The 15,917-nt window shown below is 58.3% G+C and carries 16 protein-coding genes and 1 pseudogene; 9 read left to right on the top strand and 8 right to left on the bottom strand.

Features of this window, described 5'->3' with window-relative positions; all coding sequences use genetic code 11:
* Positions 1 to 36: 36 nt before the first annotated feature.
* On the bottom strand, positions 37 to 966 hold the full coding sequence (locus F6S08_RS25415) for a LysR family transcriptional regulator (RefSeq protein ID WP_315872497.1): 930 nt from the start codon (positions 964 to 966) through the stop codon (positions 37 to 39).
* A gap of 137 nt (positions 967 to 1,103) precedes the next feature.
* Between F6S08_RS25415 and F6S08_RS25410 the strand changes: the two genes are divergently transcribed.
* Both F6S08_RS25410 and F6S08_RS25405 read left to right on the top strand, forming a co-directional pair.
* Positions 1,104 to 1,496 (top strand): RidA family protein, encoded by a 393-nt coding sequence (locus tag F6S08_RS25410; protein ID WP_065925201.1) that lies wholly within the window; start codon positions 1,104 to 1,106, stop codon positions 1,494 to 1,496.
* Positions 1,497 to 1,594: 98 nt separating this feature from the next.
* Positions 1,595 to 2,464 (top strand): GyrI-like domain-containing protein, encoded by an 870-nt coding sequence (locus F6S08_RS25405; protein ID WP_065925202.1) that lies wholly within the window; start codon positions 1,595 to 1,597, stop codon positions 2,462 to 2,464.
* 58 nt (positions 2,465 to 2,522) lie between these two features.
* Here the strand turns inward: F6S08_RS25405 and F6S08_RS25400 are convergent, their stop codons facing one another.
* Complete coding sequence (locus F6S08_RS25400; protein ID WP_065925203.1) at positions 2,523 to 2,879, bottom strand: VOC family protein; 357 nt, start codon at positions 2,877 to 2,879, stop codon at positions 2,523 to 2,525.
* A 103-nt stretch (positions 2,880 to 2,982) separates the two neighbouring features.
* Here F6S08_RS25400 and F6S08_RS25395 point away from each other — a divergent pair, with 103 nt between their 5' ends.
* A complete protein-coding gene (locus tag F6S08_RS25395; protein WP_065925204.1) occupies positions 2,983 to 3,726 on the top strand; it encodes a class I SAM-dependent DNA methyltransferase in 744 nt (247 codons plus the stop codon).
* A 179-nt stretch (positions 3,727 to 3,905) separates the two neighbouring features.
* Here F6S08_RS25395 and F6S08_RS25390 read toward each other — a convergent pair whose 3' ends face one another.
* Positions 3,906 to 4,553 carry a hydrolase gene (locus F6S08_RS25390; RefSeq protein ID WP_065925205.1) on the bottom strand — a complete coding sequence of 216 codons (648 nt, stop codon included), beginning with the start codon at positions 4,551 to 4,553 and terminating at the stop codon, positions 3,906 to 3,908.
* Positions 4,554 to 4,728: 175 nt separating this feature from the next.
* Here F6S08_RS25390 and F6S08_RS25385 point away from each other — a divergent pair, with 175 nt between their 5' ends.
* Positions 4,729 to 5,652, top strand: coding sequence for a LysR family transcriptional regulator (locus F6S08_RS25385; protein ID WP_315872496.1), 924 nt, complete (start codon positions 4,729 to 4,731; stop codon positions 5,650 to 5,652).
* Between the two features lie 113 nt (positions 5,653 to 5,765).
* Positions 5,766 to 6,227 carry an L-alanine exporter AlaE gene (gene alaE / locus F6S08_RS25380; RefSeq protein ID WP_315872495.1) on the top strand — a complete coding sequence of 154 codons (462 nt, stop codon included), beginning with the start codon at positions 5,766 to 5,768 and terminating at the stop codon, positions 6,225 to 6,227.
* Between the two features lie 77 nt (positions 6,228 to 6,304).
* Here alaE and F6S08_RS25375 read toward each other — a convergent pair whose 3' ends face one another.
* Positions 6,305 to 7,921, bottom strand: coding sequence for a hybrid sensor histidine kinase/response regulator (locus F6S08_RS25375; RefSeq protein ID WP_370671253.1), 1,617 nt, complete (start codon positions 7,919 to 7,921; stop codon positions 6,305 to 6,307).
* A 96-nt stretch (positions 7,922 to 8,017) separates the two neighbouring features.
* Between F6S08_RS25375 and F6S08_RS25370 the strand changes: the two genes are divergently transcribed.
* Positions 8,018 to 8,656: a response regulator transcription factor gene (locus F6S08_RS25370; protein WP_065925236.1), complete on the top strand. Its 639-nt coding sequence runs from the start codon at positions 8,018 to 8,020 to the stop codon at positions 8,654 to 8,656.
* A gap of 21 nt (positions 8,657 to 8,677) precedes the next feature.
* Here the strand turns inward: F6S08_RS25370 and F6S08_RS25365 are convergent, their stop codons facing one another.
* Complete coding sequence (locus tag F6S08_RS25365) at positions 8,678 to 9,085, bottom strand: hypothetical protein (RefSeq protein ID WP_315872494.1); 408 nt, start codon at positions 9,083 to 9,085, stop codon at positions 8,678 to 8,680.
* 459 nt (positions 9,086 to 9,544) lie between these two features.
* Here F6S08_RS25365 and F6S08_RS25360 point away from each other — a divergent pair, with 459 nt between their 5' ends.
* Both F6S08_RS25360 and F6S08_RS25355 read left to right on the top strand, forming a co-directional pair.
* The gene (locus tag F6S08_RS25360) at positions 9,545 to 9,940 is read left to right on the top strand and encodes a hypothetical protein (protein WP_065925237.1); all 396 of its coding nucleotides are present in this window, start codon (positions 9,545 to 9,547) and stop codon (positions 9,938 to 9,940) included.
* Positions 9,941 to 10,043: 103 nt separating this feature from the next.
* A pseudogene (locus tag F6S08_RS25355) lies at positions 10,044 to 11,679 on the top strand (hybrid sensor histidine kinase/response regulator).
* A gap of 13 nt (positions 11,680 to 11,692) precedes the next feature.
* Here the strand turns inward: F6S08_RS25355 and F6S08_RS25350 are convergent.
* Together F6S08_RS25350 and F6S08_RS25345 are read right to left on the bottom strand one after the other, a co-directional pair.
* Positions 11,693 to 12,313 carry a LuxR C-terminal-related transcriptional regulator gene (locus F6S08_RS25350; RefSeq protein ID WP_074846917.1) on the bottom strand — a complete coding sequence of 207 codons (621 nt, stop codon included), beginning with the start codon at positions 12,311 to 12,313 and terminating at the stop codon, positions 11,693 to 11,695.
* Positions 12,314 to 12,543: 230 nt separating this feature from the next.
* Positions 12,544 to 13,257 (bottom strand): hypothetical protein, encoded by a 714-nt coding sequence (locus F6S08_RS25345; protein WP_409999778.1) that lies wholly within the window; start codon positions 13,255 to 13,257, stop codon positions 12,544 to 12,546.
* A gap of 266 nt (positions 13,258 to 13,523) precedes the next feature.
* Here F6S08_RS25345 and F6S08_RS25340 point away from each other — a divergent pair, with 266 nt between their 5' ends.
* On the top strand, positions 13,524 to 14,492 hold the full coding sequence (locus F6S08_RS25340; protein ID WP_315872492.1) for an OmpA family protein: 969 nt from the start codon (positions 13,524 to 13,526) through the stop codon (positions 14,490 to 14,492).
* Positions 14,493 to 14,574: 82 nt separating this feature from the next.
* On the opposite strand, the gene F6S08_RS31595 is transcribed toward F6S08_RS25340, so the two are convergent.
* Positions 14,575 to 15,267, bottom strand: a complete 693-nt coding sequence (locus F6S08_RS31595) for a methyl-accepting chemotaxis protein (protein ID WP_409999777.1) — start codon at positions 15,265 to 15,267, stop codon at positions 14,575 to 14,577.
* Positions 15,268 to 15,917 lie beyond the last annotated feature (650 nt).

Below are 15,917 nucleotides of genomic sequence, written 5' to 3'. Positions count from 1 at the left end.
GCATTTCATCGATCAGCGAACCCGTACACGAGTCCATCAGCACCCATCCTGTCGCCCACTGACAGGCGCATGCACGGCCAGCAACTCAGTCACCCATTCGATAAACACACGCAGCTTGAGGCTGATATGCCGGTTCGGCGGAAAGGCCACGTAAAGCGGCATCGGATCAAGGTGCCAGTCCTTGAACAAGGGCACTAATTCGCCCCGGTCCTCGAAGGCTTTCGACATGTAGGTGGGCAGCCACAGCACGCCAAGGCCCGCCAGGCCGGCAGCAAGGTAGGCATTGCCATCATCGACCGCCAGGGCGTAGCGGCCCTTGATCTGGAGACTTTCCTGGTGCTTGCCCATGGCATAGGGCAAGGGCTTGCCGGTGCGGGCCCACAGGAAGCCGACGATACGATGGTTGGCGTCTTCCAGTTCCCGTGGGTGGGTGGGCGTACCTACGCGTGCCAGGTAGCTCGGCGCGGCAAACACGCCGAGCGCCAGGTCGCCTACACGTCGGGCCATCAGGGATTGGTCGGTGAGTTCACCGCCACGCACCACGCAATCGACGTTCTCATCGATCATGTCGACGATACGGTCGCTGACGCCCATGTCGATCTGGATGTCCGGGTAGCGGGCGTAAAACCCAGGCAACGCGGGGACGAGGATCATGCTGGCCAGTGGGCTCGGCACATCCACGCGCAGGCGGCCCCTGGGCAGGGTTGCCGCGCCGGACAGGCTGGTCTCGGCGTCGTCCATATCGGCCAGCAGCTGCAGCACGCGTTCGTAGTACACGGCGCCGTCGGCCGTGACGTTGACTTTGCGCGTGGTGCGGTTAAGCAATTTGACCCGCAGGCGTGCCTCCAACTGCTGCACCAGTTGCGTCACGGTGGTCTTGCTCATGTGCAGGGTCTCGGCGGCCTTGGTGAAGCTGCCGGCTTCCACCACGCGAGCAAATGCCTGCATTGCATCAAAACGGTCCATTAAGGCCTCGGCGATCGATTGTTTGGGTTTCACAAACAGTGCTGGCCAAGGTTGCTGGTTTATCGCCCTGGCACAAGCCCCTAGAGTCTGCCCATCGTTAATTGCGGGTCAATCTCGACCCTTTGATGGAGGCTTCCATGACGCAGCGTAATGTGGTTTTTCCGCCTGGACGCCAAGCGCTGTATGAGCGCAATCGCTATTCACCGGCCATTAAGTCCAATGGCTTTTTATTCGTGTCGGGGCAGGTCGGCAGCCATGCAGACGGCTCGCCCGAGCCCGATCTGGAGGATCAGGTCCGTCTGGCGTTCAACAACCTGAATGCGATTCTGGGGTCTGCCGGCTGCACCTTTGACGATGTGATCGATGTGACGGTGTTTATCGTCGATCCCGAATCCAGGTTCGAGACGATCTGGAAGGTGGTGCCGGAGTTCTGGGGCGAAGCGCCGCACCCGACGCTGACTGGCGTGGGGGTTACCTGGCTGTATGGGTACCAGTTCGAGATCAAGGTGATTGCCAGGCTTCCTGTGTGAATCCGTGCTGGCACATCCACCTCAGCAAGCACGGCTAGGCGCAGGCTGTCGGTATAGTTGATCCTATCGTCCAACGCCTATCCCGGAGCTTGCAACCCGTGTCTGACTTGCCAGGCAACGCCGCCTACACACAGCGTTTCGACGCCGTACTCGCCTATATCGACGCGAATCTTGAAGGTGACTTGTCGGTGAAGACGCTGAGCGGGGTGGCGCATTTTTCGGTGTTTCACTTCCATCGGCAATTCACCGCGTTCGTGGGCATGCCGGTTGCGCGCTATGTGCAACTGATGCGCCTGCGCCGCGCGGCACATGACTTGTCTTCCCGCGCTGATTATTCGGTGCTGGAGGCGGCGCTGGGGGCCGGCTTCGAAAGTCCTGAAGCCTTTGCCAGGGCGTTCAGGCGAGCGTTCGGCATGGCGCCGAGCGCATTCCGGAAACGACCGGATTGGCAGCTCTGGCGCGCGGTATTCAGCGTCCCTTACTTTTCCAGGAGCATCATCATGCAGGTACGAATTGTGGAGTTTCCTGCGGTCAAGGTGGCCGCATTCGAGCACCGCGGCGCCCCAGGGCGCGTGAATGAAAGCGTGCAGACATTCATTGCGTGGCGCATGCACAGCGGGCAGTCGCCGGTGGCTTCAAGTCGCAGCTTCGGTATTCCCTTCGACAATCCTGATACGACCCCGGCCGATGAGTTCCGGTTTGCCATTTGCGGCGAGATTCACCAGGCGCTGGCCGCGAATGAGTTCGGCGTCACTGAACGCGTCATCCCCGGCGGGCGCTGTGTGGTGGTGCGTCACGTGGGTTCGCCGGATCACATCGCAGAGTCGATCTATCCGATCTACCGCGACTGGCTGCCTGGCAGCGGCGAGGAGCTTCGGGACCAGCCGTTGTTTTTCGAATACCTGAGCATTTTCCCCGAGACACCGCAGGATCAATGGCAGACCGATATTTATGTGCCGTTGCAGTAGCGGCGCTCGCCAGCCTGTGGGAGCGCGACTGCGCTTCCACGCCCGGTGTTGCGGCCGGCTACGGCTGAGCGGTCCACACCGCCAGCTCATAACCATCCGGGTCAATGAAGTGAAACCTGCTGCCACCGGGGAACGAAAAGGTCTCGCGGCTGATCACGGCGCCGACGGATTTGAGCCGCTGCTGCGTGGCTTCAAGATCATCCGCGTACAGGATCACCAGCGGGCCACCCGGTCGAACGGGCTCTGCGGTCGTGAACCCGCCGGTCAGCCTGCCATCGCTGAACTCGGTGTAGGTGGGGCCGTAGTCGACGAATGCCCAGCCGAACACTGCGCCGTAGAAGGCTTTGCTGCGGGCGATATCGCCCACGTTGAACTCGATATTGTCGATCTGTCGGTCTGGACCGCGAACGCTCATGGTTGCCTCCTTGGCGGATGGTTGAGGGGCGAGTGTAGCGGTTTACACCCGGGACTGGGTTACCATGCCGGCGCGAAATTCCCGCCGAACCCTCTGGCCACTTATGTCCTCCAACGCGCTGTACACCGACCTGTCCATCTACTACGACCTGATGTGCGCCGACATCGACTACCGCGCGCAGAGCCACAGCGTGCGCCGGCTGCACCAGTTGTTCGGCAATGACGGGCGCCGCCATCTGGACCTTGCCTGTGGCACCGGGCCCCATGTGCGCCACTTCCTCGACTTCGGCTACCGCAGCACCGGCCTGGACATCAGCCAACCGATGCTGGACCTCGCCCAACTGCGTTGCCCCGAGGCAGGGTTCAGCCGCCAGGACATGGCCGGTTTCCAGGTGGACGAACCGCAAGACCTGATCACCTGCTTCCTGTACTCGACTCACTACAACCCCGGGCTGGCCCAACTGCGTGCCTGCCTCGCCAGCGTGCACGGCGCACTCGCCGACAACGGCGTGTTCTGCTTCAACGCGGTGGACAAACTGCATATCGACAACCGCTTGCTGGTACGCCATAGCGTGGAGTTTGAAGGCAGTCATTTCACCTTCGGTTCCGGCTGGCATTACCGCGGAGAAGGGGAGCAGCAGGCACTGCGCCTGAGTATCGAAAAGACCACGGCGGGGGTGACCCAGGCCTGGCAGGATGAGCACACCATGGTGGCGCTGAGTTTCACGGAGTTGCAGGGGCTGTTACAGCCGTATTTTGAGGTGCAGGTGTTCGAGCATGACTATGAGCGGATCACGCCCTGGGCGGGCGTGACCGGCAATGCGTTGTTTGTGTGTGTGAAGCGGTAATGAACTGCCAGGCGGCCCTGATGCTGACGCGCTGGATCGCAATGATGCCAGCGCGGGTTCAGTTGATTTGATTTAACTTGCTGGCGCTTCTTCTGCGGCTGAAACCTGGGCACGCAAGCGTTGACCGATGATCGCCACATCAGGCCAGGGCCATCACGCAATCATCAACTGCCCTTTGATCAGGTTTTCTTGCCCGCTTCCTCCAGAGCCTTTTCAGCGTTGAACCCGTCGAAGTTCTCGAACACGCCCATAAAGCCCGGCACGGTCACTTCTCGCGCCCAGTCGCGCTGCAGTTCGCAATACATCTGCACGCGACTGATGAGCTTCGCGCCCGCCTGCTCCATTCTGTGTAGCGCCGCCTCGTGTGCGGCGAGCGATGTGCCGCCAACCGCGTCGACCGGCACATACACTTCATAGCCTTCCTGGATAGCGTCGAGCACCGGGAATGTCAGGCAGGCCTCGGTCCAGAGCGCCGTCATGATGAGTTTCCTACGCCCAAGCGCCTTGACCGCCTGTTTGAATTCCATGTCCTCCCAACTGTTGATCGAGGTGCGGTCATAGGTCGGCAGGTGGCCGAGTACCTCTTGCAGTTCCTGGATCGGCGGTTTGTTGCGACCGGTCGCTACATTGACGGTCGAATGGATGATCGGAAGGTTGTAGTTGACCGCCGCCCTGGCGACGCTGGTGATGTTGAAGACGAGTTCGTCACGCGGCATCGAGCGGATCGAGGAAACCTGAACAGGCTGATAATCGATGATGATCAACGCTGAGTTTTCCGGGGTCAGTAGTGGGTCGGTATGGGGGTTGCGCAGAGTCTCGCTTGCCATGGGCAAATCCTTTTTATGGGTGCACGTTGGTAAAAAGGCCTGAGCCCGTGCGGGTAATGGATTCCAGGACACGGGTAGAGGATGCTGTGCCTGGAAAATCCATTGTGCTGTTCCCATGTTCGACACAGTAGTAGCATCCTGCGATGTGCTGTGTCGCATGACGGGGAACGCAAGCATGGATATCGAAGAACTACAGACCTTCGTGGAGGTGGCTGATGCCGGGGGCATTTCGCAGGCAGCAGTGCGTCTTGGCGTATCGAAGTCGATCGTCAGTCGTCGCCTGGCTCGGCTTGAAAGCGAACTCGGCGTGCAACTGCTGGCACGCTCCACTCGCGGCGCGGCACTCACTGAGTCCGGCGCGACATTCAGGGACTACGCCGCCAGAGTCTGCACCGAGATCGACATCGCCAAGGAAACGATCCTGCCTGCCGGCGCTCTTCGCGGCCGCCTGCGCGTGGCCGTCCCGCTGTCGTTTGGCCCGACTCATTTCGCACCGGTGCTGGCGGAAATGGCACGCCGTCACCCTCAGTTGCATATGCAGACTTGCTACAGCGATCGCTTCGTTGACCTCATCACCGAGGGCTACGATTGCGCCATTCGCGTGGGGTATCTGAAGGACTCCAACCTGATCGCAAGGTGCATTGGCCCGGTCTATACCAAGCTTGTCGCGAGCCCGGATTACATCAAGGCGCACGGTGCCCCCGCGACGCCGGACGACCTGGTCGACCATCAGGCGCTTCTGCAAGGCACTGAAGCCTGGCAGTTCATGGACGGCGACAAGATCATCACGGTTCGTCCGCAAGGACGCTTCAAGGCCGACAACGGCATCGCCCTTGTTGCCGCTGCGATTGCTGGCCTCGGCGTCGCCTACCTGCCTGACTGCCTCACCCATGAACACGTGGCATCCGGCGCACTGGTACCGATCATGACAAACCATCCACCACCACCGGCCGGGGCCTACATCCTCCGCCCGCCGGGTCCGCATCCCGCCCGTAAAATACGCGTGCTCACCGAACTGCTGATCGAGTTCTTCGGTGAATCTCCGCACCTGGCGGTGCAGCCGCTGTCACATCGGGAAGATGCGCCGCCGAATAGCTGAATCATGGTGGGCCGAGTAACCGGGCTGAAGGTTGGCACTGTTGGCTGAGCTGGCGTCGTGCGTGAATCAAGGTCCAGCGCTTTGTTTGTTCAAGCCAGGACAGGAGATGTGATGTGCTTCAACGCTCGCGACAGTCAATGGGCCGGACTGCGTTTTTTGCAGACACAACGGCGCTGATCGTGTTTTTCACAATCACCGGCATCGTCAATGAACGTTTCATTGCCGGCATGGCGTGGGATCAGGTCCTTCATGCGCGCCTTCTGGGCGCAGTGCTGATGGTGCCGGTCGCGAGACCTTACGGTCTATGGCGGGATTGGGTGATGACGCGCGCCAGTCAGGGGCGGGTTTCCAGGTTGCTATGGGACAGTCTCGCCCTCGTCAGTTTCCAGGTGCCCATCTATGCAGCAATCATTGCCGTCAGTGGTGCATCGGGAAGTGGGCTGGTGCGCGGCACGCTCGGTGCGGCGTTGATGATGCTGGTTCTGGGCCGGCCTTATGGGGCGTTTCTCAATGGGGTGCGCAAGGCGTTTGGATTGCCTCCGGGTGGAGACAAGCCGATGTCGCTGAACAGCTAAGTAACCGCTGCTGGGCAATTCTGTTGCGGTGGTCGGACGGACGTCCTTCGATATATCCGGGCATCGACATCCTCCAGCTAACCCATTTCCCTGGCGAAATGCTTGGTCAGTTCGAGCAAGGTTGTTCGCAATTCAGGTGGACGCACGGGCTTGGACAGGATGGAGATATTCATGTGGATCAATGTGCTGCGGATACGCTCGATTTCATGGCCGGTCATGATCATGGCCGGTACTTCCCAACCACGCTGTTCGCGAATTGCAGCGATACACTCGGAACCTGAAATCCTAGGGCCCAGGTCGAAGTCGGCAATGATGATGTCGCATTCCGTGGTCACGTTCAGTCCATCGCTATGACTTTCTACCTCGCATCCCCATTTTTCCAGCAAGGCCGAGGTCGCCATCAGTACGTTGGAATCGTCTTCCACCAGGCATACCCGCAGACCCTGCAGACGGCTTTGCGTGGGCGCTGGCCGTTGCGTCTCGATGCCTGGCGCGACGCTTTCCAGGCGTTGGATAGTGGCGCGGGTGCCTTGGCCGAGTCGGGAGTCCAACTGGATATCCAGATTGAGCAACTGGCTGATGCGCTTGACGATGGACAAGCCCAACCCCAGGCCCTCGACATCCTTGTCGCGTGCGTGGCGCACCCGGTAAAACTCCTTGAATACGTCCGGCAGATGTTCAGCGGCGATGCCGCGTCCCTTGTCGTAGATGACAATGGCCAAGCCCTTGCCTCTGGGACGCACACCGATCAAGACCGGTTGGCCGGACGCGTATTTGAGTGTATTTGACACCAGGTTCTGCACCATGGTGGTCAACAGCCCCGCATTGACATTAACCCAGTGCTCGCAAGGGCGCAGGCGCAGTTGAACCCCGGCCCAGCGCGCGGCCTCGGTGTTCTGTTTGACGACGTCCCGCAGCAGCGCGCCCAGGTTCACCGGTTCCGCTTGCGGCTCCAGCTTTCCGTTGTCGAGGGTGTAGATATCCAAAATCGAACGGAACAGTTGAGAGACGGTATGCAGCGAGCGGTCGATGTTGTCCACCAGTCGCAGTTCTTCGCCGCCCAGATTCGCGTCCCGCAGGCACGCGGTGAACAGGCCGATGGAGTGGATGGGCTGGCGCAGGTCGTGGCTGGCCTGGGCGAGAAAGCGTGATTTCTCCTGATTGGCGGCGATTGCCTCTTCCGATGCGATACGCGTGCGCTTGAGCAGAATGTGCGCATAGGCCGGCACGACGATGGTGGTCACGATCAGCATCAGGAACATGTAGGGCTGTGCGCGCCAGAACGGGGTAAGCATGAAGATCATGACCAGCATGCTCAGTGCGATGAGTGTCGCGGCGGTCAAGTAGCGCGAGCCAAAGCGCATGCCATTGCCCAATGTGACCCAGAGCAACGCGGCATAAACCGGCAACGCGCCTTCTCCACCCACGATCATGGCGAAAGCGATGCCGGTATAGTCATGGGCCATGGCGAACAATCGGCGCCAGAAAAAGTGCCCTGGCCAGCGCTTGATCGCCATGCGCAGGGGGACTGCCACGCTGATGAAAAACGCCATGTACCACATGATCGGTACATAGGTGGCGAAGTCACTTGAAGGAAGGAGGGCCACCACCAAGATGTACAGCGAAGCACAGGTGCTGACCGTCAACCGCAACGTGGCCTGGTCCAGCTCACTGTTCTTTTCCGTCATGTTCATTGCGATTCTCCAGGGTAAGAAGTCGCTTAAAAGTTGAAACCTGGCGTTACAGTTTGCGTTACGATGCGCCGGACCTGAGGTGAGATGGGCCTTGACATGACGCACAGAATCATAGTGGCAGATGACCATCCTCTGTTTCGCGAAGGTATGCTGAGAACCATAGAACGGCTTATGCCGACAGCGATGATAGAGCAGGCGGGCAATCTGGATGAAGTACTGGCGCTGGCGCGTACGGGCGCAGAAGTTGATTCGTTGATTCTGGACCTGCGCTTTCCCGGTATCACGTCGATGCAGGTCATAGGCCAACTGCGCAACGAGTTCAAGCGCACCTCGATCATTGTGGTGTCGATGGTCGATGACCTGGACATTATTTCCCAGGTCATCGCCCAAGGCGCTGATGGCTTTATCGGCAAAAACGTTGATCCGGCAGGCATTGCCGAAGCCATCCTGGCGATTCGGGAAGGGGAAGTCGTGGTGAAGTACAACCCCGAAAATCCCCTGCTGGACCCAAGCCTTGCCTCACTCACCGCCCGCCAGCGGCAAGTGCTCGGCCTGGTTGCGGCGGGCAAGACCAATAAGGAAATAGCCAAGCAACTGGGTATCTCCCCGTTCACCGTACGCATCCATGTTTCCACTCTGCTTAAATCCCTGGGTGTGCCCACCCGTGCGGCGGCGGCGGCTCAATTCAGTAACTTTCCCGGTGCCAGTGGGTGGCCGGGCAAGCTCGATACGTGAATCAAGACGGTGCAATGACCATTAGAGCGTGGGTTGGGGCACGGGGGTGTTACCGGGGATCAACTTGGCGCCTTTAGGCCTTTTTGGACAGTCGCCAGATGAATACCAGCGGGTCACCACGCCCTTTTCAATCATGAACCGCTGTTCGCAACGGGCGTAATCAGGCACATAACCCCATTCCATCGAATGGCTGCCGTTTGTAAGCCATACGTAGTCGTAGCCGATGATTTTCGAGTTGCCATCACTGAGGCCATGGCTGTTTTTTGGCGCCCCCCATGACGTCACCAACTCATCTTCGGATGCACCTACCCATGAAGCAGTAATGTCCGATGTCGTTTGATAACGCTGGTTCATGACCAGATTACTCAAGGGAGAACCCGCACACCCGGACAGCATCAGAATGGATAAGACGGCGATCCATGATTTCATATTTCGACTCCATTCATGCGGCTTCAATAATCGGGCATTACATCAACTGGCGAGTAATTTATTACATTGATTCAAGCCATTAATGTCCATCTGGCTATGCTAGACAAGTCCCTGTTGGCCGCCTATAGCACACTTGTACTATGGCGTCAGCTCACGTGCCCTCATAAGCTGTACACGCTCGAAAAAGTCTTAAAGGCTTTGAGCCAGAGCGCACACCGGAATGCACTTTAACTTCAGCGTTGAAGTGTTCCAGTGTGTTTGCCCACCTGTGAATCAAAAGGCTCGATTAGTTGCACTACGTTGTGTCAACTTCACCGTGCATCCGGTCGAAACGGAATGGTATTAATCACAACTCAAGGTAAGTCTATGTGCTTGAAATATGGAAAACTACTTAGAATCGGATTCACGCTGTGCATACTGACCGCAGGCCTGGGAGGCTGTGCTAACACTGGGGATTTGATGAGTTCCTTAAATCCTGGAGCACAAAAGTACGATGTTGCTTACCTGAAGAAAACCATCATCCCAGGAAAAACTACCAAGACTCAGGTGACGCAATTGTTCGGCGCTCCAGCCGAAGAGCAACTTGATTCAACGAGCAGAAGCAACGGGTCCAACTGGACCTATGATAAAAACCAGGAGGGTCTGGAAAAGTACATGACCCTGGCCCACAAATATGTCTCGACCGAGACAAGCCTGAAGATGTACGACGCCTCGTCGCAAGTGTCCAAGGCACAGGGTGTCGCCAATGATGTCGGCAGTGTGACGGGCACGAAAAAAGCTCAAAGCCAGACCCAGGGAACGAAGTTGATAATTTACTTCGTGGATGACGTGGTGGATTACTACAGGCTTTACTGACACGTTCCGCTTCTGATACGACACGCCGTGTCGTTTGATGCCTTAACACGCCAACCTACGCCTTATTGTTCTCAAGGGGGCGGCATCCAGCGATGCATCCCCCATGGTCCATGAGGTTGAACGCGTGGAAAAGAACAGCGAACTCAATCAGGCCACGTTGCGCCTGACCGTCAGCGCCTGTGCGCTGCTGTACATCATCGTACTGAGCGGGCTGCGCCCCAGCGATACCGCAGCCTACACGCCCATCATCGTGTATATCTCGACCTTCATCGTGGTGTCGATATTCCTGCGCATGGCGATCAAGCGCTGGCCAGGACACTTTTTTTTGGCGGCGCTTGCTCTCAATGCTCCATGACTACACCGGTATCGCTTTCGCCATGGTGCTGGGAGGCGAAGGTGCATTGCCTATTTATGCCGCGCTGCTCTGGGTGACCCTGGGTAATGGCATGCGTTTCGGCTCACACTATCTGGCCCTGGCAACCGTGATCGCGTTGTCTACCCTTATCGTTATTTTCTTGTTCAACCCCTTCTGGCGCGCGCAGCCCTACATGTTCCTGATGCTGATCGTGACCACCATCGTCGTGCCGACCTATGCACACATTCTGCTCAAACGCACGCGTATCGCATCGGAAGAGGCAATCGCCGCCAATCAGGAGAAATCACGCTTTCTCGCCCAGGCCAGCCACGACCTGCGCCAGCCCATCCACTCCATCGGCCTGTTCACCGCGTGCCTGCGGGACGCGAATCTGGGCGGCGAAGAACTGCGCCTGGTGGACAACATCGACCGCTCGCTGCACACCGTCTCTCAGCTGTTCCGTTCGATCCTGGATATCTACACCCTCGACAACGGGAAGCTGGAGCCGCGAGCGGAACCGGTGAACCTGGGCGCGCTGTTGCAGGAGGTCGTCAAACAGAACACCGAGGCCGCGCGTTGGGCCGGGGTTCAACTGCGCCTGCACCCTTGCCCGCATTGGGTGAACGTCAATGGGGGGCTGTTGACCACCATGGTGCAGAACCTGGTGTCCAATGCGATCAAGTACGCATCGGGAGAGCCCGTGCTGATCGGTGTCAGACGCCAGGCAAAGGGCTTGGCCGTGGTGGTTTACGATAAGGGCTGCGGTATCGCCGCCGAACATTTACCGGACGTGTTCAAAGAGTTTTACCGGGTGCGCCACGCACGCGACAAGGATGTCGAGGGCCTGGGGTTGGGCTTGTCCATCGTCAAGCGCATCAGCCAATTGCTCAATGTCGATGTACATATTCGCTCCACGCCCGGGCGCGGCACCCAGGTGGCAATCAGCGGGTTGAAACACGCCGCCCCAAAGGTCATCGCGCCTCGGATGAAAAGCACCCATGAGCGCCTGAACGGACTACGGATATGCCTGATTGAAGACGACGCCAATGTGTTGCTGGCCACCAAGGCCCTGCTGGAGAAATGGGGCTGCGTCGTCGAGACCCACAGTGATGCGGATACCCTGGCCAGCGATTGCGACATCATCATTGCCGACTTCGACCTGGGCACAAAGGTCTCGGGGTCCGAATGTATCGCGGCAATACGCGAGTTCCGGGGTCAAGAGATACCGGCATTGGTCATCACCGGGCACGAAATCGAGCGCATCCGTCAATCACTGCACGCATTCAATATCTCGGTACTGGCCAAACCGGTGCGACCGCCGGAACTGCGCAACGTGTTGCTTGAGCAGGTCAAGTCAATGAAGTGCGGTGCGAGTTACCCGTAGATCCATCAAGGGACTAGCAGGTGTAGCGCCCCGCGAAACGCGCGGCGGCTACTGCTCTATTGGGTACGTTCAAGGCACGTATCAGCGAAGACACGTGAATACGCACGGTATAGGGAGAGATTTCCAGTTCAGCGGCAATTTCCTTGTTGGTTTTACCTTGTGCGATCAAATGCCAGACTTCCCGCTGCCGCGACGTCAGTTTGCCCATCGCATGATCACTTTCAAATGATGGTGATTCGGCCGGTTCGTATTTGACCACTACTTGGCCATTCCGAATATCGTTGATGGCGTTACGTACCTCTTCGGCTGAAATGTTCTTGCCAATAAAACCATTGGCGCCGGCCTCCATCACTCGCGTAATGACCACGCTGTCATCGACTGTCGAAACAACAACGACTGCAGTAGTGCCTCTTTCCCCGCACAGTTTCGCAAGCTCTTTCAAGGAGCAAAGCCCTGGCAAATATACTTCGATAAACAGCATGGCGACAGGTTGCCAGCGTTCCAGGAGAACCCAGACTTCCTCCAGGTTTCCTGCCTGTTTTATCGTTGCTTCAGGTATTAAGCACTCCAGTAGCCCTGTCATGCCCTCTCGATAAAGTGGGTGTTCGTCCGCCACCACAATTCGGCAACTCATATCAGCAAGCACAACCCGTCCAGATCAATGAAAACACGCTTTGATCATGTCCGACTCATACAACTTATGATATAGAACAGCTGAACTAGTACACCTGTGCTAGTTACTAAAGGCCATTAAGCAATTAAGTACATTTTGGTCGATGCAACTGCGGCACAAACAGCGGGCTTGAACCCGTTGCCAGGAAGGGCAGTGCTATCCTCCTTCTCATCGCCTGGGCATAAAGCTACCTAGTTGGCTCGCGTCTCATATCGCATCTTGACCACTTCAACGAGCCGCTCCTGTCCTCCATTGGTTCCGGAGAGGCTGGCCGACCTGATTGATTGTCCACGGTAGGGCCCTTCGGCAGCAAACCAATTCTGCACCACGACCTTCTGGGTCGGTTGCTGACCGGACGTTGATCCAGTGGAAATTTCATTGGTGAAACGACAGGTCTCGAACGTCCCGAGTGCTGTCTTGATCGTCTCGCGTCCGTTGTAGGTCAGCTTTTCTGATACCTCAAACTCAAGCGTGGTGCCGCCGCTGACGACCTGGTTCTTGTAACTGACGGCGACTGTCTGCCCGGGTTGTAAATCCAGCGGCGTGGTGGGAGGAGGGGTGTAAAGGGTCGTGGTCAACGAAGGCCCGGCACCGTGTCGATCACCATAGCGAATCAACTGGCCGTCCTTGATTTGCGCAAAGGTGGTCGTTAAATACACCGGCGAATTGCTTATGAACGTGGTGTGTAACGACGCCACCGGGTTGGCCCCGGCGAAGTCTTCAGGGCCCAGCGTTTCGGTTTTACTTCGATTGGTTACTGCAGAGGTGTTGTCGCGACTTTCAGACTCCACAACGGTGCCGGCCTGGAAATCCGCTTCATTGGTACACGGTGCCGAGGAGGCCGTTGCACCAACGGCTGCCTCGGTCCAGGTAGCGCTGGTGGTTAACAGCGAGATCAAGGCCATCGCCAGCGCAGCGTTCATTTCAATTTTTCTGGTGGTTATAGGTTTCAAAAAAAGCATCCCTGTTCAATACGATCGGCAGCGTCGAATAGCGTAGAAAAGACCTATTAGAGCGCGAACAACTGTGATCCAGCGCCAAAGCGCGATGCAATAGGGCAGCTGTGCTATTGAGTTATCTCGATAGCCCCGGTTTTATAAGCAGCCAACGACAGCAGCACCCTTTATCCGCTCGACCATCACCCTGGGTGCTAAGGATTTGCGGGAATAACATGACGTTAGTGAAAAAAACAGCAGCGACTACCCTGGTTTTAATCGTCACCCTGGGGCTGAGCATTCAAGCCTCGTCATTCGAGAGCGGAGCAGACAACAAGGTATTCGATGCCGCGAGCCTTGAGGTGTCGAACGTGCCGTTGGGCGCCTTTCCCTACATCGCCCTTCCCGACGGATATGTCATCGCCACCGCGCCCGATGTCTCCGACTTCGATCAGGTACCCTTCTGGACCGGTGATCGCCTGGCAGTAGTAGAAGGCAAGGTCTGGTCAGCCCATATCGACGCCGCGCAGGGCAAGGCGTTCTCCGACCTGGAATTGCAGCGCAACCTCGAGTCCGTAGTGTCCTCGTTGGGCGGCAGCAAGATCTTCGATGGCAGGATTCCGGAAGACCCTGGCCAGAAGATCAAAGAATGGCCGCGGGACTTCGCGCTCAAATACAACAGTGGCCTGGGGGACATTTGGAATAACGCCGCGCAGGTGTTTGTTATCCATCGCGCCGACCGCGATATCTGGATTCATTTGTGCAGCTACGCGTTCGGCGGCGGCCTGCTGATTGCCGAAACCAAACCGCTGCAAATAACGGCCAGCCTGTTGCCGGCCAGTGAACTGAAAGCGCAGATAGATAAAACCGGCAAGGTTGCATTGCACATCAACTTTGCGACTGACCAGACCCGCATCCTTCCGGGTTCACAGCCACAGATCGAGCAGGTGTCGTTGTTACTCAAGCAAAATACATCGTTGAAACTGGCCATTAACGGCTACACCGATCACACCGGTGATCCCGCGTACAACAAGACACTGTCATACGGCCGCGCCAAGGCCGTCGAGGCCGCCATCACCGCCAAGGGTATCGACACGGCGAGGTTATCTGCGGCCGGATTTGGCGAGGCTGACCCGGTGGCCGACAACGCCACCGAGGCAGGCAAAGCTGAAAACCGCAGGGTCGAGCTGGTCAAGCAAGACTAAGCGAACGCTCAGGACCAGGGGCGGCCCGGGCCGCCAAGACGAGACCCGTGATGGCTTCCGGCTGATGGCGAGCCCCAAATTATCACGGGTGAAACCGCCTCCCCAACGCATCCAACCGCACCGCAATCGGCGGCAACTGCTCGCTGCTCCTGGCCAACATCTCCACATCCTCCGCCGTGCTCTGCGCAATGCTCTGCACCGATTGCAAGCGCCCGACAATCTCCAGGTTCGCCGAGGTCTGTTCGCGTGTGGTGGAGACAATCCGCCCATTCAGCGCATCGATCTGGGTAATGTCATTGCCCACCGCTCGCAGCATTTCCACTGCCAGCTGACTGTCCTCCACACACCGTTCCACGCCCTGGCGGCTGTCGTGCATGGCTTCCACGGCCTGGCGGCTGCCTTGCTGCAGGCCTTCGATGATGGTTTTGATTTCCTGGGTGGAGACGGCGGTGCGTTGCGCCAGGCTGCGCACTTCGTCGGCGACGACGGCGAAGCCGCGGCCTTGTTCGCCGGCGCGGGCGGCTTCGATGGCGGCGTTGAGGGCAAGGAGGTTGGTCTGGTTGGCGATGCTGCTGATGACTTCCAGTACCGAGCCGATTTGTTCGGCCTGGACCGCCAGGCCTTGGACGGTGTGGTTGGTGCCTTCCAGGCGTGTGGCCAGTTGGGTGATTTCGTGTTGGGCGCGGCCGACGCTTTCCTGGCCACGCAGGATTTGTTGGCTGGCGACGCCCGCGTGTTCAACCGCTTCTTCGACGTGCACCGTAATGTGGCCCATGGCGTCTTCCATGCGCTGCATGGAGTCGGTCATTTGCGCGATTTCGGCCAGTTGGTGGCGAGCGCCTTTTTCCAGGGTGCCGCTGGCGTGGGCCAGTTCCTGGCCGAGTTGGCCGAGGCCGTGGGAGTCGCGGGCGACGCCGTCGATGAGGTGGGTGATTTGTTGCAGGAAATGGTCGAAGCGCTTGGCAAGAGAGACGTGCACCTTACCTTCACCTTTGGCGCTGTCCACGGTGAATTGGGTGGTGACGGCGAGCATTTTTTCCAGCATTTCCTCGCTTTCCACCGCCTCGGCCTGGCTGTTTACCGCGAGGTAGAGCAGGGCGATGGTTTCCATCACGACGTAGAAGGCGTGGACAAATACCATGGTCCAACCGCCGTGATGCGCCATCACGAACACCGGGAAGCCTTGATGCTGCAACGCATGGAACACCACGTGGTGCACGGCAATCGTCAGGGCGGCCACCAGGATCGGCAGCCAGTCTCGATAGAACGTCAGCACCGCCAGCAGCGCGAAAATCCCGAAGTGCGCTTCGATCACACCCTGGGCCTGGTTGATGTGCAGCGCCGCCATGACCATCAAGCCCGCGCCCAGTGCGCAACGCATCACCCGCGTGCCGCCGATGGCGCGGTAGAGCGCGGTGAGCACCG

This window comes from Pseudomonas sp. JV449 (assembly GCF_032424295.1).
Lineage (GTDB): Bacteria > Pseudomonadota > Gammaproteobacteria > Pseudomonadales > Pseudomonadaceae > Aquipseudomonas > Aquipseudomonas marginalis.
Note: the sequence above shows the minus strand (reverse complement) of the source record. Positions and strands in the feature narration are given on the sequence as shown.